This window comes from Acinetobacter calcoaceticus DSM 30006 = CIP 81.8, from assembly GCF_000368965.1.
Classification (GTDB): Bacteria; Pseudomonadota; Gammaproteobacteria; order Pseudomonadales; family Moraxellaceae; genus Acinetobacter; species Acinetobacter calcoaceticus.
The window spans coordinates 611,441-636,244 of sequence record NZ_KB849780.1 but is presented as its reverse complement, the minus strand read 5'-3'; the positions used below and the strand labels follow the sequence as shown (position 1 = coordinate 636,244).

The following is a 24,804-nucleotide window of genomic DNA, read 5'->3' as shown; positions in this document are numbered from 1 at the left end:
ACCATTTATAAAATTTTGTTACTTTTTCACTATAATGATTATAATTATCGTTTAGGATTTCGATACATAAACATGGACCGCTCAACCCCTTCACTTCCAAATTTTAAGTTCAAAGTTTCTACACTTAGCTATGCAATCGGAATTGCTTGTACTTATCTAGCAATTCCAGCACATGCCGAAGATACAGCTACCAGCGCATTACCAACCATCACTATTAAGGCGCAAGGTAACTGGTTAGAAGAAGCAAATGCTGAAACTGTTCACAAACATGCTGGTGCCCGAACTATTGTCGACCGCAAGCGTCTAGATGAAACAGCTGCAACTTCAATTCGAGAAGCTCTAAAGCAAATTCCTGGAGTTCAGGCTCAAGATAGCAGTGGAACAGGTGGTAGTGATGTTTCTCTCAATATTGGAGTTCGTGGTTTAGCATCCCGCCTATCACCTCGCTCAACAGTTCTTGTCGATGGCGTTCCTCTTTCATTTGCACCATATGGTCAGCCACAGTTATCTTTAGCGCCTGTTTCAATTGGTAATATTGAATCAGTTGATGTCGTCCGTGGTGCGGGGTCAGTTCGTTTTGGGCCTCAAAACGTAGGCGGAATTATTAACTTTGCGACCCGATCAATTCCTCAAGATTTTAGTGGAACTGTTAGCTTAACTTCAGAATATGCATCTGGTACTGACCAAGTAAAACTCAGTCCTAATCTATTTGTTGGGGGAACTTTAGATAATGGATTAGGCCTTGCCATATTATACTCAGGGACTAAAGGAAATGGTTATCGAGAAGCTAACAATAAGATTGATATCGATGATGTAATGTTAAAGTCTGCTTATCAATTTAATGATAAAGATTCAGTTGCTTTAAATCTGCATCATTATGAAGGTCGAGGCGAAATGCCAGAGGGTTTAACTCAGGCTCAGTATGCTGAAAACCCTTATCAGTCTTCTGGTGAAAAAAACTACTTTGCAGGTCGACGTACTGATGTGTCTTTACGTTATAACCATAAAGATGAAAAAAATAACTTCGAAGTTCTGACTTACTACATTGACTCTTTCCGCACAAGTAATCTTGAGACTGTGTTAGCTAATGGTCAAAAGCGCCTCGACTCTGCTCCACGTGATTATAAGGTCTACGCAATTGAACCGCGTTACTCTCGTATTTATCAACTAGGTAATACTCAAAATGAAGTAACGGTAGGCTATCGCTACTTAAAAGAAGAAAGTTCTGAGTTTGCTGGACGTACTGCATCTTATTCAGCAGGTTCATCAGCCCCAGATTTTGCTCCACGTAGTAGCAGCGAAGGTGGTACTAAAGCGCATGCGGTATATATCGACAACCGTATGGAACTGGGTCGTTGGACGATTACACCAGGCGTTCGTTTCGAATCAATTGAAACCCATAATAACTTCACAGGTTATAACAAAGGACAACCTAATACTGTTTATCCAAAAATTGATTCAGACGAATTTTTGCCAAGTTTGTCTGTCGTGTACTCAGCAAATGAAAATTGGAATATATTTGCAAACGCTGGTGTATCTTTTGGTCCACAGCAATACAGCCAATTAGCACGTCTTGAAGGAACAACCGCAACGGCTACAACCGAAGGTTTACATCCAGAGAAGTCTAATAACTACGAAATTGGAACCAAATATTTAGGTAACGGTTTAAATGCCGAATTTACCGTGTTCTATCTAGACTTTGATAAAGAGCTTTCATTAGTACGTGATGCTGGCAATAACGGAATCTGGACAGATTTAGGTGCAACCAGCCATAAGGGTGTCGAAACAGGTATTAGCTATGATTTCGGTCAATTAACAGACGTGTTAGAAGGCTTAAAAGTATATGGTAACTATACTTTCACCAAAGCAGTAGCTGAAGCTGGTCAGTTTAAAGATAAAGACCTACCATTTTACTCGCGCCATGTCGGTAATGTTGGGTTAGGTTATACCATGGATAAATGGTCTTTAAATGCTGATATGTTTGCACAGTCTAAGCAGCATTCACCAGATCTTCCAGATAGTAATGTCTATCAAACAGAAGAAACTGCTGATGGTAAATATGGAGATATTCCGGGTTATACCACTTTTGCGGTCCGTACCTCTTATGACTTAAGTTCACAAGTTAAAGGTTTAAAAATCGCTGGCGGAATAAAGAATGTCTTTGATAAGCAATATTTTACCCGCTCAACTGACTCTACAGGTGGTAAGTATGTAGGGCAACCACGTACTTTCTATCTACAAACATCTTTTGACTTTTAAAGCTAAATCAAATTGAACAAAAAGCCCTCTTCGGAGGGCTTTTCTAAAGGCATTAAAAACTAGAGTATTAATCAACCTAAACAAGCATCGACATAAAATATTCTAATAGCTTATCTCTTTCATCAATCTTATTTGCATTTAAAAGTTGAACCATTGCCCCATCAATCACAAATAAAAACATGTAAGCATCTTCAACTGTGGCTGTAACTTTTATGGTTAAAAGTAGCTTATAAATTTCGTTAATAAACCAATTTCGGTAGTCAATGACGAGTTTATAGGCCGCTGGATAAAGCTTTTCAATTTCAAAAATCGCTTTAAATGGCAATCGATAAAAGCCATTTAAGTTTGCATGTAAGAAGTAGATTTTCTTTAACTTATCGAAAACCATAAGTTCTTGGTACGAATGAATAATAGAAAACACCTCATGTTTTAATGCATCTTTTTGAAAAGTCAGAGACATCTCAACCAGTTTTTCTTTAGAGTGAAAGTAATTATAAAAGGTGGCTTTTGGAATTTTGGCTTCACTAATAATTCGGTCGATACCGACGTGAAACCCATGTTGATTAAATAAATCTTTTGCCGCGTGGAACACTTGTAGTGCTCTAAATGAAGCTTCTAAATTTGGCATAGACATACCGTTTAAAATAATTTTTTGTTGTATATAAAAGAGATAGAAATACCGTCACTCTTAAAATGAGCGCTAAAAACAGGCATGCGAAAACGACACAAAAGTGGTGTGTTCGCCTATCTCAGGTTTTATTGTTGCTATGATTTTTTAGTCGTAATGATCTAAAGGTGTAGAAAACCTATAGTCGATTAAACCGTTTTAAAAACTGTTTAAATGGTATGAATAGTGAGAATTTGGCAAAGGCCAAGAAATAAGAAGAATTGGTACGCATAGCGGACTCCTAGATGAAATAGAAGTTCTACCAAATCACTGCTAAATGATTATGGTGGCAGAACGAAGAAGGGTTAGCAGACCAGTCATCTAGGAACCGGCACGCCCGAGGGCGTCCCTCCTCCGTCCTACCGCTACGAAGGGAGACGAACGAGTTCGACACCAAAAAATTGCTTTTTTGATGTGCTAGATGAAAACGGTCTGCTAAAACCGACTGGCAATGTGGCCAGCAGGCAAAGGATAATCGGAGAGGTTTTAGGTGTCAATGTGATATTGACTAGAAAATGGTTAAATAATTATTATTTTTCATTAGATTAGAGTATTAAATTACTTAGTTAAAAACTCATTATTAGCTCATCTTTAGTTAATATGAACCACTACTTAATAATATATTTTATCAACTACTTTAAAATAAGGATAATTATGTTAGACCTAGACGAAATGAATGGGAATTTTTTTAATTTTGATCATGTAGATACATTCAAGCTAGAACATGATCCTATAATGAACTGCTACAACCTTGTTTTGATTCTATCTAAGAATTTACATGATCCTTCATCCCCTAAATTTAATGTATGCTTTAACCATATTTCAGATTTAAGTCTGAATGATAGTTTTAGAAATAATTTTCAACAATTCCCGACGTTACTTATCGAAAAGCACAAAAATCAGTGGGATAATGTTAATTATGAAATTAGACAAGTGGAAGATGATGACTTAAGTTTCAAATGCAAGAGTTTTACTGCATTCTTAAGTTAACATTTTGATATTTAATACCTTATCCGATCTCTAAGAAGTCCTGTTTAGTCACTCTTAATGCAACAGTACTCTTTAGTCTATCAAAACTCCTATTCAGAAAAGTTTGATGTATAGAAACAATGTAGGGTTGCTCATCCCAAAATATTGCTTGAATAATCAGTTTCTAATGAAGCTTATGAAATTCAGTCTTTTAACTTAATTTTATTTAGTGCCACACATAAAACTTTCTTGTCTGCTTCTTTAAGTTGAGGATGCTGCACAGACCACATGTAGCCACAGCTATGAGGTGCTTTGTTGTTATTTTTCTTAAGTTCATAGGCAATATTTTTTAGAAGCTCCGTGTTTAGCGTACTAATTTTTAAGCGTACTTCTGCTAAATCTTGGGGCTTCCAATTGGTTTCCGGACTCGACAACCAGTCTGCTCGATATCGGTACTGAATTGCCTTAGCAACATTCATTTGAGTCACAATAAATGGCTTCACTGTTTCGCTATTTAAACCAAAAGATTCAGCTTCGGAAACAGATTGATCGAGAACTTTCTTTTCTTGAGTTAAATCTTCAATCGGCAAATGCTGCTCTGCTTTATAACCCGCTACATCCTTCATATAAGATAAGCGCTCGTTAATTAAACGGGCAGTTTGATCATATTGATATGCTTGAGCTAATGAAGAAAAGCACATGAAAACTGCCAACGTACAAACCGCTTTAATAGCTTGCTGAACACGCTTAATTTTTGCCATGTAATACCTATCGAAATTATTGTTCTGTCATCATTCCAGATCAGTACTGTATTTTAACAACATGCAAAAGTAAAATTTCAAGATAGGCTAAGTTCTTGGCTCCATGCCGAATCAGGTTGTTGATAGATGTGTTGGCACACTTGCTTTACAGATGAAATAAAGTGCTGGTTTTGTCCATCCCATTTCTCAACCATACAATAGGTGATATGAATGCCTTTAGGTTGAAACTCTCTTGCCAACGATTGAGATAAAGCGCGAACACCCGCAAACATGCTTTGGCTTAATACATCATAATGAGTCGAGTTGCTAAATGGCGCTCCAAGAAAAATAACTGTGCCCCGTTGCTGTTTTAACATAGGCTTAATCACAGCTTGCGCTACACTCACTGCACTTAAACCTGTGGTCTGCCAATGGTATTCAATCTCTTCTAAAGATAAAGCCTCAATATTTGGCGAAGATGAAAAGTTAGGCTGAAACACACACAGTTCAATTGTATGTCTGTGACTGGAAATATAATTCAACAAGCTTTTTAAATGATCAGCATTCACCAAGTTCAAATGAACTGCTGTCACGCCATCATTTATAGAATGGGCTTGCATATTCTGCACGGCAGAATCATGTACAACTTGATAAAGATGTAATGGAAATTGGGCATTTCTATCTAGAATTACAAAATCACGCTCGATCAAGTGTAAGTCATGACCAGCAACGACAACACAGCCCTGCTTTTTTTGAAATCTCTGACATATTTTTTTTAGCATTTTAGTCTCTCAAAATTTTTCTTGATAAGGGCGTAAATCCAACTCATGTGTCCAGAGCTCAGGCATTTGTTGGTAAAGCATCCAATAGTTTTCTGCAATTGCATCAATATTGAGCCCACCCGTTCCACGCGTAAGACGGGCTAAACGCCCTAGGCCAAATAATGCTTTATTCACTCTATCGCCATCGACCATTCCATCAATAATCACATGAGCAATATGTATGCCTTGTGATTTATAGGTTTGAGCTAAATTTAGTGCATAAGCTCGCAAGGCAGACTTACCCATCGTAAAAGCTGCAAAAAAAGGTTTTCCGCGCAAAGAAGCACTCGCCCCAGTAAAAATAAGCGTACCGTGGTTTTGATCTTTAAAGATTTTTAGACAGCTTTGAGAAACTAAATACGCCGATAGAAAAGTGGATTGCCACATTTGAGTAAAAAACGATAGCGGGCTGCGTAAAAAAATTGAGGGAATATTCCCTCCTACATTGTGAATTACAGCAGTAATGCGCTCATTTTGACTAGTAATTGTGTCAAACAAGGCTTGTACTTGCTTTACATCTTCTGCATCTAAACGAAATGCAACAGCGTCACCGCCTTTCGAATGGATTTCGGCAGCCACTGCTTCAATTTTTTGGAAAGTACGCCCAGCGACATAAACTTTTAAGCCTTCTTTTGCAAAACGATGGCACACAGCTGCACCAATACCTTGTGATGCCCCAACGCCAATAACAACTACACAATCTAATATTTTATCTGGTGTTGCTAATGTCATAGTCATTTCACCCTGTTTGTTTTTTATACCATAATGCAATAGAGGGATGATCCAAAATTTCTTTACGAAACTTTTTGCTTGTGTGAATCACTTCACCTAGTTGAGCGACAACAGCAATGTCAGCAATTGTCTGAGAGTCTCCAACCAACCACTCACTTTGTGATAAAACTTGTTCAATGCGGCCTAAGTGTCTTCTAAACTCTTCTTCAACATGTTCAGCTTTCATTCGGCCAAGGCCCTGAAAGAAAAGCTGTGTTTTCAATTCAGCTAAAATAAATCCTTTTATCATTGGCTTTTCATAAGATGGGCGACCAATACTGCTAATACGAATTGCTTCATCTAGGGCTTCTGGATCATTTACTCGTAAATAGACTTCATAAAAATAGAGAGACTCATCTGCCCAGTCTTCCCATAACTCTGCAAGAGCCTTTTGATTTGGATCTTCTGGATAGAGCCGAGGCTTATCTGGGTAAATTTCATCCAGATAACGAGCAATTCGGGTACTGTCTTGTATTCGCTGTCCATTATGGTCAATTACAGGCACCTTGCCCACTTTACTCAGTAAAGGAACTTTAGCCCCCAAAATGCCGTTATAGTTAACTGTTTCAAATGAAATTCCTTTAAATTTCAGAATTCTTGAAACTTTCTGACAAAATGGGGAAATCTCCCATTGATGCAAAATAATATCCGACATTTATTCACCTTTATTTTAATTGCCTGTTTTGCTTACTAGTTCTTTTTTAGAACTAATCAATAAATATACAGTATGTATTTTTAAGTCAAACCGTTTTTGATGACGGACAAGTTTCAAAAAACTAAAATAATTTGATTTATATCGTTTTATGCTCAGCCAGTTTTAATGAATATAATTAAAATTATGCGGAACCATTTTTACTAAAATAGAACCGCGTATATTTGATAAATTAATAAGTCACTGTAACAACAACACTATCAGAATAATTACCTGGTGTACTTGCAATGGAAATACTTTGCAGAATTTTTCCATACACTGGAGTAGTTTGAGCGCTACCTGTACCAGTTTTTGAGACTCCTCCTGCCCCTCCAACATTGGTTACGCCTCCTGTAGCATCCCACACCGTACTATAGTTAGAATCTTTATATAACTGATAGGGAATAAATTCATTATTGCCATTGGTCATACGTCTAAAGCCACCAGCAATACGGTTATTCCCATCCCCTAAATAAATGCTATATGGCGTTCCATAATTACAGGTCGAATTTACAGCTCCTTGCGCTGTGTAATCATGCTTAGTCGTACTAATATCATTAATATTGCCGAAATCTACAGTAGAGGTTGAGTTTAATTGGCACAAACTTGGCACCACAAAGTTTGCTGTTAGCAATGTATCACCTGAATCCCAGCCACCAATTAAATCACCGCATGATAAACCCAAAAGATCCATATCCCAATACAACCGAACCGAAGCCGTATATGTTCCTTTAGGATATGCAATGAGTGACCCCGTTTGGGCTGGTACTTTTACATTTACCGAGTAACTCACAATATTATTTGAAGCGACCGTTCTCACTGGACCATACCATACATTTGAAGTTTGATTTGTGGAAGAAGACCCAGCCCCACCTACAGTTGCAGTGACTGTATAAGGTAATGAAACACTGTTAATTGCATTTGTGGTTCCAGTAAATACGGTTTTCATACACATGAAATTAGAAATCTGGGGAAGTCCTAAATTCGTGCAAGTAATTGTGCCTGAAAGGTTTACAGTTGCATCACTATTAATATTTGCTGCCGTGTAAGTAAACGTACTATTAGTGGTTCCAGTTACCGTACAAGCCGCATGTGCCGGACTAAAAAATGCATAAACGAGATAAAATAAGCCAATGCCTATAAAGTATTTTAAAGACAATGAAAATTTCTTATAGCTCTCTATTTGAGCCTTATTCATAATATTTAATGACATACATAAGGTCCCAATTTTTTAGTTGAGTACTGATTACTGTTATATGTGAAGTCAACTTGGCATGAACCATGATCCAGAAGATCGACTTCAAGTTTGTTTTGCTTTAAAAGGTTTGGAATAAATACTTCACCGTCGTAGCCAACCACCCCATCTTGTTGCCCATTAATTCGAACCGTATAACCTGGCAATAACGCTGAGTTGTTCGAATCAACAAGTTTTACTAACCCTGAAATAACCTGATGAGCACCAAAATCAATAAGACCGCCTTGGCGATAACCAACCACTGTTTTTTGATCTGTAGATTTAACACTCCAATTTAAAGGTAGATACGATGGATCTAAATAAATATGATTCTCTTTATATGGCATTAGACTAGGAATCAGAAATCTTCCAGAACTATCAGTTACACCTAAATTGACTCCACCATTTATAATTTGGCTTTGCGGTCCAGCATTGGTCACAACAGCGTAGCCATCTCCAATTTCATTAGCTGCAAAAATCCGTCCAGCTGCCGCAACCAACGATCCTGTCGCTGAAACTGCAACTTGGTCATTATCCCCAATTCGGTTATATCGACCTGTCAGGTAGGCTGCCCGAGCACGGTAAGAAGCATAGATAGATGCATTGTTTTGATTCGCATCCTGATCGTGCTCAACATAGCCACCCCATCCAAATGAACCGATTTGAGGTTCTGATAAACCGAATATTTCTTGACGGTAACTCAACCTGCCGCTATCACTAGATACACTCGTAATCGCATTGATTCTGGTAGATGGTGTATAACGCAGCGCAAAGTAAATGCCATAGTCTTTGTGATTTTCATAATCTTTATACGCTGAGGTATAAAATCCCCAGTTCTTGTTTATACTTCCACTCAAATTGGCAGACACTAATTTATAAGAATTGTCGCTAAATTTAATCTGGTTATAACCCAGATAAGCTCCATACCCCTCATAAAAATTATAGTTAATTCCTGCCCTAAAAATTTCATCTGCCAGTGCGCTGTAGCTTAGATAGTTTTTGGGTTCAGCATCGGTTTGATTATCTTTTAAATATCGAATTTGAGACACACGGGCAAGGTCAAAATAGTTATCAAATACTTTGCGATAACTGGTATTAAACGAAATATTCTTACTGATACGCCCTTCTAAACCAACTAAGGCAGAATAACCGTTTTCATCTTTATACTGGCTCGCTGCAATGTCGGCATTAATTACCCCGAAACCAAACAGGTTCTTGGCAAAACCAGTGCCCAGATTTGATAGCCCATCTGTTGAAGCTTCTGCACCACCGCTTAAGGTCAGCGAGTTGCTGTAGCCGTATCGAATCGCACCCGAAGCAAAAGTGGCATCATCATAATCGTTTGAATACAACCCATAGTTATAACGAGGAACCCCGACATCTACTGAAAATTCATTAATCCCTTTTGCCAGAATTTTAGATGAAAAATAGTAAGCCTGTTTAGTAATGCTCTGCTGACCCGTCGCATCGGTAGTCACAAGCGTGACTTCATTACCCGAAATAAACGGTAGCTGCTTAATATCAAACGGACCTGAGGGAACAAGTCCTGAATAAATCTTTTGTTGGTTAACGTATAAATCTAGTGTCGAAGGCAGTGCAGCCGAACCGGAAAATTGTGGGAGTGCCGAGGTGACAATATCACCTCGTTGGGTGTAAGCACTCGACCACTGAAAACCAGCTAGTCGTACACTACTCCCCCAGTCAGAACTATTGGAAATAAAGTCTCCTAAGGTATATATTCTGATCTTTTCAGGGTCTACATACTGCCACTTACTTTCCAGACGTACCCATTTTTCATGGCTATAACTAGTTTCATTACTGCCGTTGTATAAAACCCCTGATGAAAAATTACCAATTGCGCTGTTAAAGATCCCTTCTGCCGAACCGGAGAAAACATTCTCGTCATTGGTCATGGTGTGATAGAGGCTATAGTTCAAAATGGCCGCATTTAAGGGCTTCATTTTCAGTAAATGAGGACTCGTGAGCTGTTGACCATTTAAGTCAACTGAATAATCCGTCAACATGCTTGAAGGAACTTGTAAGTTTAGAGATTGCTCATTCTCTAGATATCTAAACTGAATTCCTTTTAGTTCATTAATACCCACCCATTGGCTATCAGCAACATGCTCATCCATTTTCACTCTTAAAGTTTTTAAGGCACCAGAGCGAATATATAGCTTTCCATCCTTAGATTGCTTCACAGCAACTAAGTCTTCAGCCGCATTTGAATTGATAGAAACAATTAAAAAAAGCTGAGTAAAATTAAGATATTGTTCCTCTCCATTGGTATTCACCTGTGCATATTTATTATTGCTATCTATAGATTTAGGAACACTGGGAATTGGAGTGTTCGTATTATCTTGGAGTTGCTCAGCAAAAGAATACGCAGGAAGATATGCAACACATAAGACACCTATAATGTATTTCATATAAGCCTCTTAAAGTGTGATTTTCTTACCATTAACTGTCAGAGAAACGCTGTATTTATGATTTGGCTGATATGTAAAATTATTAATAGAGTAGCTTCGTGCCTGCTCCGCAAGAATATAACCATTCACCGTATTTACTTTAATCGGATAGCTTTTATTTGCTGTGGTATCCACAAGCGTTAAGTCATTTAAAAGTGCATGCCGGTTTCCAATATTACTAATATTTAAGGAAGGCACCTCCTGATTAGCATCAATTTTCCAATTTAATTGAGTAATCGCGTCTTTATTTACTACAAATACAGGCAATGACGAGCGTAAAAGTACGTTAACCCCTTGAGCTGCTTTACGGCTATCAATTGGCTTTGGTAGTTCATCAATAATAATACGATACGTTTTTTCACCAGAAACAGGTGCTGGATTAATTCTAACTACACGCAAGTTATAAGAATCATTAGACTGTAGTTTTAAAAATGGCGGGCTAATTGCGATTTCATCTGTAGGTATTAACTGATCCTGTCCATTTTTCTGAGTCCATTCAAATACACGAATCTGCAAATCACTACTTTCATTCGATTGATTAAATAAACTAATTGAAGCAGCACTCTGATTACTTAATATTTCTACATTCACAGGCGAAAGACGAATTGTAGCGGCGTTAATAATGCTAGAAAAAGATAAGAATAATCCCGTAATAATAAATATATTTTTTTTCATGATTTACTCAAATATAACTTTTTTAATGTGTTAGCCCTTTCAAAAGGGCTAACAATATTTCTAATTTATAAAAATTAATAAGTTACTGTTATTGTTACTGTATCAAGATAGCTACCCGCACTCGGCAGCGTTGAGCCAGCTGGAATACGGCCATATACATTCACTGTTTGTACTGCACCACTACCAGTTCCACTATAGGCAGTCGTTGCAATGCCGATTGCTGTGGCATGCCCCGTATCTGAGTAGAGGTTATAAGGAATATATTCGTTACTTGTTGCTCCACCAATCATACGGCGTTGAGTCGTTTGAGCATTTTGCCCAGCATCAAAAGCCAAAGTCCACGGCACAGTGTTGTTACAAAGGACTTTGATTGAGGTACCACCTGCCGTTGTGGTGTCTGCATCTACGTTGCTAGCAAGAGAACTTAAAGTCCCAAAGTCTAAAACTGCATTCGCTGTTGTACCTGTAGCTGAAGTATTCAATACACAACTATTCGTTACTGTTGCCTGAACAGTTAATGTACCCGTTGCTGTAGCTGCATTTGCTGAATTGAGAGAACATAATGCTGCAGCAATTACTGATAAATGAAAAAAAGTCTTTTTCATAGTCAAAACCTTTTAAATTAAATTGTTAAAACTAATAGATATAAAAAATTTAGCACTTATTCTTACAATCATTTTTATTTGACTGCTCCTTTTAAAGTTTATTTTTTTACCCTATTTTAAACATCATACATAAAAACAATTAAAATGCATGATCTTATTACTATTTTAATTTCTAATTAACAAAATATAATTACTCAAGCCAACTCCACAGATACAAAAATTAACACACCAAAAAACCAACCCATTGATTTAAATAATTTAAATAAAACCTTCACAAAATTTATTAAGTAAAATTTAAATAAATATGTCAAAAATTTAGCTAATTTTATGAAACTAAATACTAAATACAGATTTACTTACTTTATTTTTATATTATTGCTCTCTTAAATTTTGATTGTATATAATTACTTAAATATAAATTTCAAACAAACTATCAAATATTATAATTTAAATAAAAGTAAAATTATGAGAAATGGAGCTAAAGACGAATTACTACAAGGAAAGTTTTATTTTTTAAAGCATTAAATCTCTATAGAGACATATAAAAATAAAGGCCTCTTACGAGACCTTTATTTTTTATATTTAAGTCTAATTAAACACTCAACATACTATTTAAAGTTTCAGAGACATTTTTCGATTTCACTTTAGGCTGCAATGCTTGCAAAGCCTGTTGCACTTGAGTCCGCTGAGGTTCTGCCAAAGTGTACCAACGTGACAATACCTGTAACAGTCGTGAACCTAAAATTGGATTCTTCTCGTCAAGATATTGTGCAAGGTTAATAAAGTGAGCTACACCAAAGCCCCACGTGTTTTCAGGATTATTTGACAATCCTCCACTCACCGCACGAATACGGTTTGGAGTTGTTAAATCATAATCAGGATGTTGAGTGAGGTATTCAATTGTTTCAGTTGTCGCATTCGGGTTTGCAGCCTGAATCATAAACCACTGATCTAAAGATAAAGCTTCATCTTTAAAACGATCATAGAAATCAGCAAGTACATCTTGAGCTTGAGGCGCATTTTGCCAAACTAGTACACGTAGTGCACCTAAACGTTCAGACATATTACCCGTGTTCTGATATTGCACATGTGCGAGTTCAAATGCGGTTTGATCACCCTGACGAGCTATCATCATCAGCATGATGTTCTTTAACGCACGTACACCCATTGCCAAAGAAAATTCTTTTTGCAGATCTGGGTCAAGTGTAAGGTAAGTATCTTTCCAGAATGAACCCAACTCTTGTGCTAAACGATTGAGCAATGCTTCACGTTTTACATGAATATCAGCTGGTGCATAGTTCTGATCGATGCGGCTACCCAAATAACCTTCGCTTGGTACATCAAACAAACGCGATGCCAATAGCGGGTCGCGACCAACTAACTCAGGCAAAGTACTTTGAATTGCCTGAATGTATGCATCCGCAGAATGGTCTTCTAGCAAAATACGTTCAAGCAAAGTTTGCGTTGCTTGCCATTGGTTAAAGCCATTGGTTTCGTGCTGAATTAAGAAAGCTAACTCGTCATCAGTATAATTAAACACAAGGTTTACGGGTGCAGAGAAATTACGGAGTAGCGAAACAACTGGTTGTTCAGTCACACCTGTAAACTCAATGGTTGCCTCATCTTGGTCAAACAAATACACGCCATCTTTAACATCGTTTACAAATAGGTTCTCACTGTGCAATGTATATTGCTCACCTGTTTTAGCATTAAATAGTGCTAATGCCACAGGAATCGGAACAGCTTTTAAATTTGGATATTTAGGATGTGCTTTTAGGCTTTGTTTAAAGCTTAAACGATAAGTTTGCGCTGCTGCATCATATTCTCCTTTTGCTTCAAGCTTTGGAGTTCCAGGTTGGTTATACCAAGTTAAAAAGGCAGATAAATCAACACCTGAGCCAGCAGTTAATGCAGCGACCCAATCTTCTACAGTCACGGCTTGTCCATCATGACGGCGGAAATATTCATCAGTCCCTTGACGGTATTTTTCTTTACCTAACAAGGTCGACATCATACGGTTAATTTCCGCACCTTTTTCATAGACAGTCGCCGTATAGAAGTTATTAATTTCGACAAAGTGATCTGGACGTGGTGGGTGCGACAATGGACCTGCATCTTCAGGGAATTGGTGTGATTTAAGTACGGCGACGTCATCAATACGTTGAACCGCAGCAGATTGTAAATCTTCAGAGAATGACTGATCACGGAATACCGTTAAGCCTTCTTTTAAGCAGAGCTGAAACCAGTCACGGCAAGTAATACGGTTACCTGTCCAGTTATGGAAATATTCATGCGCAATCACAGACTGTACGCGCATAATTGCAGCATCAGTTGTGTATTCTTCATCTGCAAGCACGCATGCGGTATTAAAGATATTTAAACCTTTATTTTCCATTGCCCCCATGTTGAACTGACTTACCGCAACGATCATATAGTTGTCGAGATCATAAGGACGGCCATAGTGTTCTTCGTCCCAACGCATAGAATGCTTTAATGCTTCCATTGCGATATGGCATTTTGGAATGTCTTTCTCAATTGCATAAATTTCTAAAGCAACATCACGCCCTTCAGAAGTCGTATAGCGATCTTTAAGAACAGCTAAATCACCAATGACACAAGCGAACAAATAGCTTGGCTTTTTGGTTGGGTCTTGCCAGATTGCAAAGTGGCGGTTTTCACCTACCTCACCCGTTTCAAGCAAATTACCATTTGCAAGTAACACGGGATATTTTTTGTCTGCTTCTACACGTGTAGTAAATACAGAAAGTACGTCTGGACGGTCTGGATAGAATGTGATTTTGCGGAAACCTTCAGGTTCGTTCTGCGTTACAAACAAGTCATCTGCTTTATATAAGCCTTCTAATTGAGTATTCGTTTCAGGATGAATAATGACTTGCGTTTGTAAAATGACTTCATCTGGTGCATTAGTGATCACCAGTTGTTCACTATCGAGTGAATATTGTGCAGGAGTGAGAATTTGTCCATTGAGCTGAACAGATTGCAATTCTAGGTCACGGCCTAATAGCACCAAATCTCCAGCAGTTTGACGCTTCATCACTAATGTCGAATCAACAATTGTTTTGTCATCATATACTTGGATATCAAGATTAATTGATTCAACCAAGAACGCAGGTTTTTGATAATCTTTTAAATAAACTGTCTGATCTGCCTGAACTGGAGGCTGCGCCGCAATATTCATCTTTATTCCTTATATACTCGTCTAAACGGTAGTATGAGTCGTCATGAAATATCATACGCCAAGTCATACATACTGTATTTGATTACCTTTATGAAATTAATGGGACTTCATTTATACATTTCAAATTAGAATCCTGTTTTATTAGCACAGATTAGACCAAATTTACGATAATCGTTGTTTATATAAGCAATCTATACAATAAAAATAAAACACCTCTAGCTTTTAACATTTTTTAGAGTCAGCTTACATTTTGGGCATGGTTCTTGCCTAATTAAATATACCAATATGGGTATCTAAATTAGAACAAGAGGTGTCAGCATGGAATTCAAAGCACATTTTCATCGACTAGAGAACATTAAAGCTATTCATGATCTATCAGCAGCAGGACTCGATCACCATGTGATTGCCGTGTTCTTATCTGCGGAAGGTATTTCTATTACTACTCAGGAGGTTACTTCTATTGTTAATACTTACGATTCGTTAGGGAAACTGAAATTACCAAGTAAAAAAGTACAGGCGCTTATTAAAGCCAAAAAGCTTGGCCAAAATGATGAGAGCTTGCCGTGCCCTGTTTAATTCAACTTTTTAGCCCACTATGAAAACCTAAAATCGAAACATAGATTTTAGGTTTTTCTATTTTAGCAACAAACGAAAGTGGCAATCTCCGCCATCTACAGCACGGCTGTGTATAATAGCCCCATCATTTTTATTTTATGTTCGGAGCAAAATGGCCTTACAAATTCTACAGAAACAGCTAGATGAAAGTAGCCATTGCCCTCTCTGCCAAGCCTCAATGTATTGGGTAGATGCCGAGCAATTTGAACAAGACATTCAATTCCATGAATGCAGTCATTGTCAGCACCGTCTATTTAAAGATCAAAGAATGACTTGCCACTGTGATACATGCACAAAACAACGGAAAAAGCTTCTACAACAAACACGCCTACAAGAACAACGCCATTTTAAGTCAAAAGAACAACCACAACGCAGTCTGGAACAGCTCAGCTTTTTACATAAACTTTTCTTGCTAAGTCTCCTAGACGACTATGCCCGTGAAGAAATCGCTCATGATGAATATATTCATTGGGACAAAATTAAATACCATCACATCACGCCTAACTGGATGTTTCAGAGCTATTTAATTAAACAGTTGCATAAAGATGGCATTTTGAATGCAAATGACCAAACTGATGACCCACAATGTTTTCACTTAAATATTCGTTTAGATGGCTATAGTGATCCAAGTTTATTTAGTGTGGCTCAACAGTTACGCAATTGGTTTTATGAAAACTTAAGTTTCGGCATTCCTTTTCGTAGTGCAGATGAAGTTAAAGACGTACTTTTTCAGGTGCTCTATCAAGAAATTATCCAGTTCATGCAGTTCTACTGCCGAACTTGGGGTATCCAAATTGCCGGGAATTCAAATTTTCAAAGCTTTTGCTATCGTTTAATGGATTCACTCGCAATTGGGCAGATTTATTATCTGGTACAAACTGCACTCGAATATCTGTATAAACAAAAAGTTTTACAGCCTCGCAATGATAAATTTATTAACACTAATCTATTAAAGAAAACGTTAGAACAATATCGCGAAAGAGCCGTGACCGAAAAGTGGGAAACCTCTATGCTCCCCCGTCCTCACAATATTCCTTACAGTAAAATGAGTTATATTTTGCTTAATCGTTTCTTAGGTTACGACGAACAGATATTTGTGCAACCTGTATGGAAAGCATGGCGAAAAATTGAACCACGTTTAAACTTTTATTCTGTCAAACGTTGTATGTATTGTGGCTCAAATGATTTAAGCGTTGACTATGATGCAGCAGATTATGTTTCTTTGATTTGCCAAAAATGTAAGCATCAAGACCACTATTTTACCCACTGAATTTATAATCACTTTGGCTTACCTAGGGATAATAATATGACATCGACATCTAGTTTGATTGAACAGGTCATTGAAGCTTGGTACAACATGCAAGCAAAAACGCCTCTTGTACAATGTATTACCAATAGCGTTGCTGCAAACTATACGGCCAATGTATTACTCGCGTCTGGTGCTTCGCCTGCGATGATTGATAATCCTTATGAAGCAGAAAGCTTTACCAAAATCGCATCGGCCTTGAGCATTAATTTAGGTACGCCCACCACTGAGCAAATGCAAGCCATGCAGATCTCAGCTAAAACAGCTCAGCTAAATGATATTCCATGGGTACTTGATCCGGTTGGCTATGGGCCAATATTAGCTTGGCGTAGTCAAATGACAGACGAGCTTTTACAATTTAAGCCAAGCATTATTCGTGGTAATGCTTCAGAAATCAGTACCCTTGCAGGTAATCAGGTTCAATCTAAAGGTGTAGATAGTACCCTTAGTAGTGATGATGTCTATCGACAGGCTTACGCGCTATTAGTACATACAGACTGTATCGCAATTTCAGGTGAGTCAGATTACATTCTATCTAAAGAACTAGATGTCGTTATCCAAATTAACGGCGGCAGCCCCTTACAACCTAAAATTACAGCAACAGGATGTGCTTTGGGTGCATTAATCGCTGCATATAGTGCGGTAACGACTCCAACCATTGCAGCGCTTTCAGCTCATATACATTTTGCAATTGCGGGTAAACTTGCATCCAATCAGGCACAAACCATGGGAAGTTTTAGTAACATTTTTATGGACTATATCCATATGTTAGATGCCAACCTGATTGAGCAATATGCAAATATCAAGCTGTTTGGTTTAAAGGCATAACCACAAGAAGTTATGCCTTTGTGGGTAACGGACTACTTTAAAAGTAAGTATATATCTGTAATAAGATCACATTCTTTCACATCATGCACAAAGTTATGATAGTGAAAGAAAACTGGATAATCTCCAGCTTCTTCGGGCTGCTCAGGTAACCAGTTTTTAAAGATGTAATACACACTTTCTTTGATCTGGTCATGGCTACCAAAATGTCTTACGGTCCCGTAACGCCCAGCAGGAATTTGCCCTGTTTGTACGCCATAAATATTTTCAGGTACAGCCGTTTCAATTGACCCTGCAATGTCAAACCTAAACGCGTCTGATGGCGTCTGTTCTGGGTCAGAAAAAGGAATGCCATACGTTCTTGATTTAGTCACGGGTGATAAACCCGTTTCTTTACGCCAAGCAATAAAACGTGCAGCAGTTTCAAAAACTTTATCTGGACTTCCCAGATGCGACAGATACGCAATCTTTTGGGCAGGACGCTCAACAATATTTACATTCATTTTTAGCTCACTTTTCGGAAGTGTAAAAACAAACTTCTGGTGCCAAGATTCCCAGTCCGGTTTATCTCTAAAAGCCCGAGGAGTTTGATCAAATGAACGCTTAAATGCACGAGTAAATGCCTCTGGACTATCAAACCCTGCTTGTAATGCAATCTCAATAATTTTGAGATCGGGTTCAAAAGCCAATTGAAAAGAAGCCCGCTTTAAACGAGAAAGTTGAATAAACTTCATCACATTTAAACCAATATGAACAGTAAAAATACGATGAAAATGAAATTTGGATAAGGCTGCAATCTGGCTCAATCGATCAACATCTAAATCTTCATCTAAATGTCTTTGAATATAATCGCAAACCAGTTGCAGCTTTTGTGTATATACAGCCATACATTTATGTCTGTTCATTCGATAGCACTACTTTTACATAGTGCTGATCTCTATTCTTGATCGAAATTGCGCTTTTTAAAGTTATACAACTTGCTTAAAATAATCTTCTTTTGGCATATCAACAAGTTCAACACACAATTGAATTTCTTTATTAAACTCTTGTTGTAGATAATTTTTATTGCTGAGTGCCGCTAACAACTGATCACCCATCAGCTGTTTTTGCTCTGCATTTCTTCCCGACAAAATATAAACTTTTACATGAATATAAGCCTGTTCTAGTCCCAAACCAATTAGGAAAACATCATCTTTACGCGCACGGCTTTTAATGTCTTCTGGGCTAAACAACTCTGTTTCAATGAGCGTTGTATTAATTTCTTCAAGTAATTGTTTTGCGTTTAATCCAGTTAAGTTATCTGAATAATCAACTACAATGTGCGGCATAGCCACCTCAATTTATGTAATAAGTAATTAAGCCAATTAAACTTTACTCAATAAATAATAAAGCTAATCGAACCTGATCATATCCCATTCGAGGACTGGTTGCTTCAACGATTGGTCTTAGTTTGATCGAACCATCATCAGAAAAATGATCTGGATTTTGGCGCTTTTTCAGTTTCTTATAAATTTTTCGGATTTCTTCGACTACTTCTTCTCCAGGATGGGCAACCGAAATATCCAGTTTTTGTTCTTTATGAAGTCGTGCCAAATGGTTAATGATTGTCGCTGGGGTAAGGCCACGTTCATGCGCAATATCTTCAATCTCATAGCCTTCTTCAAACAACGCACGTGTTTCGTCTAGCGTTGCCGAGGCGTAATTTTGCTTTCCACCTTTTGTGAGTTTTTTCTCATTACGAGAAATCTCGGTTTCATTTAAAGTTCCACCACAATGACGAATAAATGCTTTGTGCTGAGCAGTTAAATCTACATCTGTAAAGTTGTCTTCGGCTTCTTTAGACAGCTCTTGGAAACGACGATCGGCTTTTACAGCCAAACTATCTAGCTCTAGAGCTTGCTCGTTAATACCTAATAACTTTAATCCAGTTAAAGATTTCAAACGTGAAAGCGCAACATAGCCCTGACCTTTTTCAAAGGTGTTCATGAGGTTAATTTCAGCAGCTTCTAAAGTCATCCCTTGGCTTTTATGAATGGTAATCGCCCATGCCAAACGAAGTGGAATTTGCTGGAAACTGGCAATCACTTTACCTGCATCATTTTCAACTGACCAAGTTTCAGGTGCAACCAGCAATGTCGTACCATCGGTTAGTTTCACCTTCGGTAACAAACCGTTTTCATCATCTTCTTCAAAACCAATGACTTCACCTAAACTCCCGTTGATATAGCCCATATCAAAGTTGTTTTTTACAAACATGACTTTTGCATGTTTCTTTAAGGTGAGTTCTTCTGGTGCACGAACCGAAGATTTTAAAGTTTCTACCAGTTTTTCATTACCATCTAAAACCGCATTGAATTGATGCCCTTCATTATCAATTTCATTTAAGTGCTGATAATTGATATTGTCGACATCTATATTGTGTGTATAGAGACGAGTAAAGGTCTCACCAATATCATGCGAGCGTGATTGACGTAACGCGTGTAAATGATCTGATTGAATATTTTGCGCACGAATGGCATTTAAAATCTGGTTAAGGATTTCATCATCTTGGCGGTGTTGTTCTGTTAAATAACATACGCGGAATTTAGCTTCGACCCATGCATCAGACATAAAACAAAACTTGTCACGGTTGGCTTCACTATTACGTCCAACTGGTGGCAACTGAAAGAAATCTCCGGCAACAATGACTTGGATACCACCAAATGCCTCATCGCTTTCTTTAAAATATTTTAAAACCTGATTCACCAGATTAAGCTGCTTCGCATGTAACATCGAAATTTCATCGATGACGAGAACTTGCGCATTTTCAAGGTGTTCCTTGAGATATTTACGCTCTTTCATACGTTTTAGGTCATCATCAGTTAACTGATCTTTAATCCCAATGCCTGCCCATGTATGAATCGTCATGCCGTTCATATGCGTTGCAGCAATACCTGTAGATGCCGTAATAGCCACAGGCACTTTACGTGCTTTTAAGTATTGGATGTACTGATTGAGTGTATAGGTTTTCCCTGCACCAGCCGAACCGGTTAAAAAGACATTTTCACCTGCTTTAAGCAGTTTAAGCGCAGTTTCCTGTTTCATAATCTCATAAGTACATCTTCAACAGCCCATAGCTTAACGACTTTCCCGAAAAAATTAAATGAATGAGCTAGAATTTCTGTAAAATCAATATAAATCAATAATTAACATTAAAATAATATTTGGTAGGTTTTTGGTAGGTAGGAAAATAATCTTCACATCACAATACTAAGGCCATGGTGAGGCTCACCTGTAATAACAAACAATGGATTTATGGAAGAAGGAATCACTCCATGGCTTTTAAAAATATTGCAGATCAAACAAACGGTTTTTATATTCCATGCGTATCACTCTTTGGACCAGGATGTGCCAAAGAAATTGGTACAAAGGCACAAAACCTCGGCGCAAAAAAAGCATTAATTGTGACCGATGAAGGCTTATTTAAATTTGGTGTCTCAGATCTTATCGCAAACTATTTAACCGAAGCAGGCGTTGCTAGCCATATTTTTCCGGGTGCAGAACCTAACCCAACCGATATTAATGTCCATAATGGCGTAAATGCCTATAACGACAATGGCTGTGACTTTATTGTCTCGCTAGGCGGTGGTTCATCTCATGACTGTGCAAAAGGGATTGGCCTAGTCACTGCTGGCGGTGGTCATATTCGTGACTATGAAGGTATCGATAAAAGTAAAGTCCCAATGACACCACTGATTGCAGTGAATACAACGGCTGGTACTGCATCTGAAATGACCCGTTTCTGTATTATTACCAATACAGACACTCACGTAAAAATGGCAATTGTTGACTGGCGTTGTACCCCACTCATTGCAATTGATGATCCGAAACTCATGATTGCCAAACCTGCTGGTTTAACAGCGGCAACGGGTATGGATGCTTTAACCCATGCTGTTGAAGCCTATGTTTCTACGGCGGCCAACCCAATTACCGATGCGTGTGCAGAAAAAGCCATCACCATGATTAGTCAATGGTTACAACCTGCTGTAGCAAATGGTGAAAACATCGAAGCACGTGATGCAATGAGCTATGCACAATACTTGGCTGGTATGGCGTTTAACAATGCATCTTTAGGTTATGTACATGCGATGGCGCATCAATTGGGCGGTTTCTATAACCTACCTCACGGCGTATGTAATGCAATCTTGTTACCACACGTGTGCGAATTTAACTTAATTGCCTGCCCAGATCGCTACGCAAAAATCGCAGAGTTAATGGGTGTAAAAACTCATGGACTAACTGTGATGGAAGCTGCGTATGCTGCAATTGATGCCATTCGTAAACTGTCTTCATCCATTGGTATTCCATCTGGTTTAACAGAGCTTGGTGTAAAAACTGAAGACCTTGCGGTCATGGCCGATAATGCTCAAAAAGATGCATGTATGCTGACCAATCCACGTAAAGCAAATCATGCACAAGTTGTGGAGATTTTTAAAGCAGCACTTTAATACTGATGTAATGGCACATCCCTCTAGTAAGTCAAACCCCTCCGACCGTTGACTTACTTTTTGGGGAATACTTAGCTCCAGCGGTATTCCCTTTTTTTAAACCTCTATTCCAATCCAACCTCTAAACCTGATTGACAATTCACCCATTTCATTGAAGGATACTCAGCATGTCTTAATTACAATAGCTCGATAAAAATGAATACATCCTCAGCTACTCAAAATTATGTTCCAGATATTTTAGGTACTGGCTACGAACAGCTCACACTCAACTTTCCTGATGATTATGAAGGTAAAGTTGTAGCTACCTTAGTGCGTAAAAAGGCCGCTCAATCTACTCAAAAAGCTGTGCTGTATATTCATGGTTTTTTAGATTATTTCTTTCAAACTGAAATGGCTGAACAATTCAACGCGCATGGTTATGACTTCTATGCCTTGGATTTAAGAAAATACGGTCGTTCCAAACTACCCCATCAAATCTTCTATAATGTGCTTGATTTAAGTGAATACGATGCCGAAATTACTCAAGCATTAGATATCATTGCTAAAGAACAACACACACAAGTCTTGCTTGCAGGTCATTCAACAGGTGGTCTGACAGCAACGCTTTATGCTGCCCATCACCCAAATCATCCTCTTGTTAAAGCGCTGTGGGCAAATAGTCCATTTTACGACTTTAATTTAAGCTTGGTCGAAAAAAAGTTTGGTATTCCAATGCTCAGCCGAGTAGGAAAATATCTACCTAAAGTTAAATTCCCAAGCCAACTTAACAAATGGTACACCGCGAGTCTTCACAAAGAACTTAAAGGCGAATGGGACTTTAATCTGGACTGGAAACCAACTTCTGCCCCTACTGTTCAACTCAGTTTTGTACATGCGATTCATACGGCACAAAAAGAGATTCATCGCGGGGTTAAACTCGATATCCCTGCACTGATTATGCACTCCCACCAAACTAAAAACCCTAAAAAATGGGGAGTAGATGCGACTCAAAGTGATGTGATTTTAGATGTTAAAGACATTAAAAAACACGGTAAAAAAATTAAAGGAGATGTCTCTGTTGTCTCTATTCACAATGGCTTGCATGATTTAGTCCTTTCTGTCCAGCCAGTACGAGAACAAGTTTATCAACAGTTGTTCCAGTGGCTGGATCAAAAATCACTTAACTGAGCTTAGGCAAGTCAAGGTATTTCATCAGCAATTGATGCGCGGGATGTTCGATAGGTACTAACTCCATAAGACGTTCTACCGCATCGATTGCTTCAGGGAAATGAGCTAAATGCTTAAGTAATAAATCTGTTTCTTGCGTTTTAAAAATTGCATCGCTTAAACGTGATTCGAGGCAATCACGCCATGCACATAAAAACGGACTTTCAGTTTTTGCCAGAAAAACACCTGTGTAAAGCTGCAAAGCAGAAGCCGCATATCCCGCATCCAGTGCCTGTTCAGCTTGTAAAAAATCAGCTTCAACATGTACAAGCAAACGATATGGCCGAGATCCAAGTAAACCACCCAAAATATCTCGAAGTTGAGACATTTCAGCTTTAAGCGTACCCATACTGACTTTACGTTCGCCATAGAGCGCCTGATAAAGATGCTCTAAAGTTAAGCCATGTGGACATAAGGCCAATATCGTCAAAATTTCAATTTGACGCGGTGTTAATAACAAACTTTTGCCATTAAATTTAACTTGTGGCGTCGAAAATGCACGAATATGTAATTGCTGACGCTGCTGCTCTAGCAAGGCAGATTGAATAATTGATGCACAACGTTCAGCAGCCAATATTCCTAAACTATTATGATTCTTCCATGTGGTTGATAAATCAACCACGCCAAGGGTTTGTTTTGAGTATGGATCGATAATTGGCGCGGCATAGCACACCCAATCATGAATCGATTCCATATAATGTTCATTGGAAAAAACACAGCTTGATTGCTGAGTTTTTAAAGACAAAGCCAATGCATTGGTGCCAACAAATTCTTCACGCCATTGCCCACCCTGCACAAAGTGAACACGCTCAGCTGCACTTTGCATTTGAGCACTTGTTGCCGTCCAAATGATCGTACTACCAATGTCACCAACAGCGATCACCATTGAGGATTGTTCAGCGATATGACGTAAATTATCGGCACACTGACTTAAAGCCATATCTAAAGCATTTTGTGAAGCAGATTTTTTCTCGACTAATGGAGCAGCAAAACGCTCTTTAGGAATCGCAGCAGAGGCTGACCGTTCCCATGAACTTGCAATACTTTGACCCAGTTTGGCAGCATTTTGAGGAGAGAGACTATTTTGCGTACGCAGTTGATCAATCAACGTCCGTTGCTGCAATAAATCCTTTTTTGTGAACATTTGTAAATTCCTTATATATCCACATTTCTATTCCAACCTTTCTCCAACCTTCTTCTTTATATCCTAATTATACAAAGTACGAAAGTACCTACTGACAGGGTTCTTGTTAGTCTTTAGTCCTA

The 24,804-nt window shown here is 38.2% G+C and carries 21 protein-coding genes; 7 read left to right on the top strand and 14 right to left on the bottom strand.

What is annotated here, in order from left to right; all coding sequences use genetic code 11:
* Nucleotides 1-72: 72 nt before the first annotated feature.
* On the top strand, nt 73-2,259 hold the full coding sequence (locus F936_RS07895; RefSeq protein ID WP_005046464.1) for a TonB-dependent receptor family protein: 2,187 nt from the start codon (nt 73-75) through the stop codon (nt 2,257-2,259).
* A 76-nt stretch (nt 2,260-2,335) separates the two neighbouring features.
* Here the strand turns inward: F936_RS07895 and F936_RS07890 are convergent, their stop codons facing one another.
* A complete protein-coding gene (locus F936_RS07890) occupies nt 2,336-2,887 on the bottom strand; it encodes a TetR/AcrR family transcriptional regulator (protein WP_017390030.1) in 552 nt (183 codons plus the stop codon).
* A gap of 693 nt (nt 2,888-3,580) precedes the next feature.
* Between F936_RS07890 and F936_RS07885 the strand changes: the two genes are divergently transcribed.
* Nucleotides 3,581-3,916 carry a hypothetical protein gene (locus F936_RS07885; protein ID WP_004643226.1) on the top strand — a complete coding sequence of 112 codons (336 nt, stop codon included), beginning with the start codon at nt 3,581-3,583 and terminating at the stop codon, nt 3,914-3,916.
* A 182-nt stretch (nt 3,917-4,098) separates the two neighbouring features.
* On the opposite strand, the gene F936_RS07880 is transcribed toward F936_RS07885, so the two are convergent.
* The 9 genes from F936_RS07880 to pepN form a co-directional block, all read right to left on the bottom strand.
* The gene (locus F936_RS07880; protein WP_005046459.1) at nt 4,099-4,656 is read right to left on the bottom strand and encodes a chorismate mutase; all 558 of its coding nucleotides are present in this window, start codon (nt 4,654-4,656) and stop codon (nt 4,099-4,101) included.
* 77 nt (nt 4,657-4,733) lie between these two features.
* A complete protein-coding gene (locus F936_RS07875) occupies nt 4,734-5,417 on the bottom strand; it encodes an SDR family NAD(P)-dependent oxidoreductase (protein WP_005046457.1) in 684 nt (227 codons plus the stop codon).
* Between the two features lie 9 nt (nt 5,418-5,426).
* Nucleotides 5,427-6,188, bottom strand: coding sequence for an SDR family NAD(P)-dependent oxidoreductase (locus F936_RS07870; RefSeq protein WP_016802073.1), 762 nt, complete (start codon nt 6,186-6,188; stop codon nt 5,427-5,429).
* Nucleotides 6,189-6,195: 7 nt separating this feature from the next.
* On the bottom strand, nt 6,196-6,882 hold the full coding sequence (locus F936_RS07865) for a glutathione S-transferase family protein (RefSeq protein ID WP_005046451.1): 687 nt from the start codon (nt 6,880-6,882) through the stop codon (nt 6,196-6,198).
* Between the two features lie 229 nt (nt 6,883-7,111).
* The gene (locus F936_RS07860; protein WP_005046448.1) at nt 7,112-8,131 is read right to left on the bottom strand and encodes a Csu type fimbrial protein; all 1,020 of its coding nucleotides are present in this window, start codon (nt 8,129-8,131) and stop codon (nt 7,112-7,114) included.
* Nucleotides 8,122-10,581: a fimbria/pilus outer membrane usher protein gene (locus F936_RS07855; RefSeq protein ID WP_005046445.1), complete on the bottom strand. Its 2,460-nt coding sequence runs from the start codon at nt 10,579-10,581 to the stop codon at nt 8,122-8,124. Before F936_RS07855 ends, F936_RS07860 begins: the two co-directional genes overlap by 10 nt.
* 9 nt (nt 10,582-10,590) lie before the next feature.
* Nucleotides 10,591-11,295, bottom strand: coding sequence for a fimbrial biogenesis chaperone (locus F936_RS07850; protein WP_005046442.1), 705 nt, complete (start codon nt 11,293-11,295; stop codon nt 10,591-10,593).
* A 74-nt stretch (nt 11,296-11,369) separates the two neighbouring features.
* The gene (locus F936_RS07845; RefSeq protein ID WP_003652371.1) at nt 11,370-11,900 is read right to left on the bottom strand and encodes a Csu type fimbrial protein; all 531 of its coding nucleotides are present in this window, start codon (nt 11,898-11,900) and stop codon (nt 11,370-11,372) included.
* 592 nt (nt 11,901-12,492) lie between these two features.
* On the bottom strand, nt 12,493-15,099 hold the full coding sequence (gene pepN, locus F936_RS07840) for an aminopeptidase N (protein ID WP_005046439.1): 2,607 nt from the start codon (nt 15,097-15,099) through the stop codon (nt 12,493-12,495).
* A gap of 318 nt (nt 15,100-15,417) precedes the next feature.
* On the opposite strand from pepN, the gene F936_RS07835 reads away from it, so the two are divergent.
* From F936_RS07835 to thiM, 3 genes are all read left to right on the top strand, one after another.
* Nucleotides 15,418-15,675, top strand: a complete 258-nt coding sequence (locus F936_RS07835; protein ID WP_003652375.1) for a hypothetical protein — start codon at nt 15,418-15,420, stop codon at nt 15,673-15,675.
* 151 nt (nt 15,676-15,826) lie between these two features.
* The gene (locus F936_RS07830) at nt 15,827-16,984 is read left to right on the top strand and encodes a hypothetical protein (protein ID WP_004643238.1); all 1,158 of its coding nucleotides are present in this window, start codon (nt 15,827-15,829) and stop codon (nt 16,982-16,984) included.
* A gap of 36 nt (nt 16,985-17,020) precedes the next feature.
* Complete coding sequence (thiM, locus tag F936_RS07825; RefSeq protein ID WP_003652378.1) at nt 17,021-17,848, top strand: hydroxyethylthiazole kinase; 828 nt, start codon at nt 17,021-17,023, stop codon at nt 17,846-17,848.
* Between the two features lie 32 nt (nt 17,849-17,880).
* Here the strand turns inward: thiM and F936_RS07820 are convergent, their stop codons facing one another.
* The 3 genes from F936_RS07820 to F936_RS07810 form a co-directional block, all read right to left on the bottom strand.
* Nucleotides 17,881-18,732 (bottom strand): AraC family transcriptional regulator, encoded by an 852-nt coding sequence (locus tag F936_RS07820; protein WP_016802061.1) that lies wholly within the window; start codon nt 18,730-18,732, stop codon nt 17,881-17,883.
* A gap of 81 nt (nt 18,733-18,813) precedes the next feature.
* Nucleotides 18,814-19,173 (bottom strand): 5-carboxymethyl-2-hydroxymuconate Delta-isomerase, encoded by a 360-nt coding sequence (locus F936_RS07815; protein WP_005039756.1) that lies wholly within the window; start codon nt 19,171-19,173, stop codon nt 18,814-18,816.
* 43 nt (nt 19,174-19,216) lie between these two features.
* The gene (locus tag F936_RS07810) at nt 19,217-20,929 is read right to left on the bottom strand and encodes an AAA family ATPase (protein WP_005046431.1); all 1,713 of its coding nucleotides are present in this window, start codon (nt 20,927-20,929) and stop codon (nt 19,217-19,219) included.
* 230 nt (nt 20,930-21,159) lie between these two features.
* On the opposite strand from F936_RS07810, the gene mdh reads away from it, so the two are divergent.
* Nucleotides 21,160-22,332, top strand: coding sequence for an iron-dependent methanol dehydrogenase (gene mdh, locus F936_RS07805; RefSeq protein ID WP_005046428.1), 1,173 nt, complete (start codon nt 21,160-21,162; stop codon nt 22,330-22,332).
* A gap of 195 nt (nt 22,333-22,527) precedes the next feature.
* Nucleotides 22,528-23,499, top strand: a complete 972-nt coding sequence (locus tag F936_RS07800; protein ID WP_004643245.1) for an alpha/beta hydrolase — start codon at nt 22,528-22,530, stop codon at nt 23,497-23,499.
* Here the strand turns inward: F936_RS07800 and F936_RS07795 are convergent.
* Nucleotides 23,492-24,682 carry a helix-turn-helix domain-containing protein gene (locus F936_RS07795; protein WP_005046425.1) on the bottom strand — a complete coding sequence of 397 codons (1,191 nt, stop codon included), beginning with the start codon at nt 24,680-24,682 and terminating at the stop codon, nt 23,492-23,494. The genes F936_RS07800 and F936_RS07795 overlap by 8 nt on opposite strands.
* Between the last annotated feature and the right edge of the window lie 122 nt (nt 24,683-24,804).

What these genes read in the sequence shown, in the direction of transcription:
- F936_RS07895 (WP_005046464.1), top strand. Translation starts at nt 73, where the DNA reads ATGGACCGCTCAACCCCTTCACTTCCAAATTTTAAGTTCAAAGTTTCT.
- F936_RS07890 (WP_017390030.1), bottom strand. Translation starts at nt 2,887, where the DNA reads ATGCCAAATTTAGAAGCTTCATTTAGAGCACTACAAGTGTTCCACGCG.
- F936_RS07885 (WP_004643226.1), top strand. Translation starts at nt 3,581, where the DNA reads ATGTTAGACCTAGACGAAATGAATGGGAATTTTTTTAATTTTGATCAT.
- F936_RS07880 (WP_005046459.1), bottom strand. Translation starts at nt 4,656, where the DNA reads ATGGCAAAAATTAAGCGTGTTCAGCAAGCTATTAAAGCGGTTTGTACG.
- F936_RS07875 (WP_005046457.1), bottom strand. Translation starts at nt 5,417, where the DNA reads ATGCTAAAAAAAATATGTCAGAGATTTCAAAAAAAGCAGGGCTGTGTT.
- F936_RS07870 (WP_016802073.1), bottom strand. Translation starts at nt 6,188, where the DNA reads ATGACATTAGCAACACCAGATAAAATATTAGATTGTGTAGTTGTTATT.
- F936_RS07865 (WP_005046451.1), bottom strand. Translation starts at nt 6,882, where the DNA reads ATGTCGGATATTATTTTGCATCAATGGGAGATTTCCCCATTTTGTCAG.
- F936_RS07860 (WP_005046448.1), bottom strand. Translation starts at nt 8,131, where the DNA reads ATGTCATTAAATATTATGAATAAGGCTCAAATAGAGAGCTATAAGAAA.
- F936_RS07855 (WP_005046445.1), bottom strand. Translation starts at nt 10,581, where the DNA reads ATGAAATACATTATAGGTGTCTTATGTGTTGCATATCTTCCTGCGTAT.
- F936_RS07850 (WP_005046442.1), bottom strand. Translation starts at nt 11,295, where the DNA reads ATGAAAAAAAATATATTTATTATTACGGGATTATTCTTATCTTTTTCT.
- F936_RS07845 (WP_003652371.1), bottom strand. Translation starts at nt 11,900, where the DNA reads ATGAAAAAGACTTTTTTTCATTTATCAGTAATTGCTGCAGCATTATGT.
- pepN (WP_005046439.1), bottom strand. Translation starts at nt 15,099, where the DNA reads ATGAATATTGCGGCGCAGCCTCCAGTTCAGGCAGATCAGACAGTTTAT.
- F936_RS07835 (WP_003652375.1), top strand. Translation starts at nt 15,418, where the DNA reads ATGGAATTCAAAGCACATTTTCATCGACTAGAGAACATTAAAGCTATT.
- F936_RS07830 (WP_004643238.1), top strand. Translation starts at nt 15,827, where the DNA reads ATGGCCTTACAAATTCTACAGAAACAGCTAGATGAAAGTAGCCATTGC.
- thiM (WP_003652378.1), top strand. Translation starts at nt 17,021, where the DNA reads ATGACATCGACATCTAGTTTGATTGAACAGGTCATTGAAGCTTGGTAC.
- F936_RS07820 (WP_016802061.1), bottom strand. Translation starts at nt 18,732, where the DNA reads ATGGCTGTATATACACAAAAGCTGCAACTGGTTTGCGATTATATTCAA.
- F936_RS07815 (WP_005039756.1), bottom strand. Translation starts at nt 19,173, where the DNA reads ATGCCGCACATTGTAGTTGATTATTCAGATAACTTAACTGGATTAAAC.
- F936_RS07810 (WP_005046431.1), bottom strand. Translation starts at nt 20,929, where the DNA reads ATGAAACAGGAAACTGCGCTTAAACTGCTTAAAGCAGGTGAAAATGTC.
- mdh (WP_005046428.1), top strand. Translation starts at nt 21,160, where the DNA reads ATGGCTTTTAAAAATATTGCAGATCAAACAAACGGTTTTTATATTCCA.
- F936_RS07800 (WP_004643245.1), top strand. Translation starts at nt 22,528, where the DNA reads ATGAATACATCCTCAGCTACTCAAAATTATGTTCCAGATATTTTAGGT.
- F936_RS07795 (WP_005046425.1), bottom strand. Translation starts at nt 24,682, where the DNA reads ATGTTCACAAAAAAGGATTTATTGCAGCAACGGACGTTGATTGATCAA.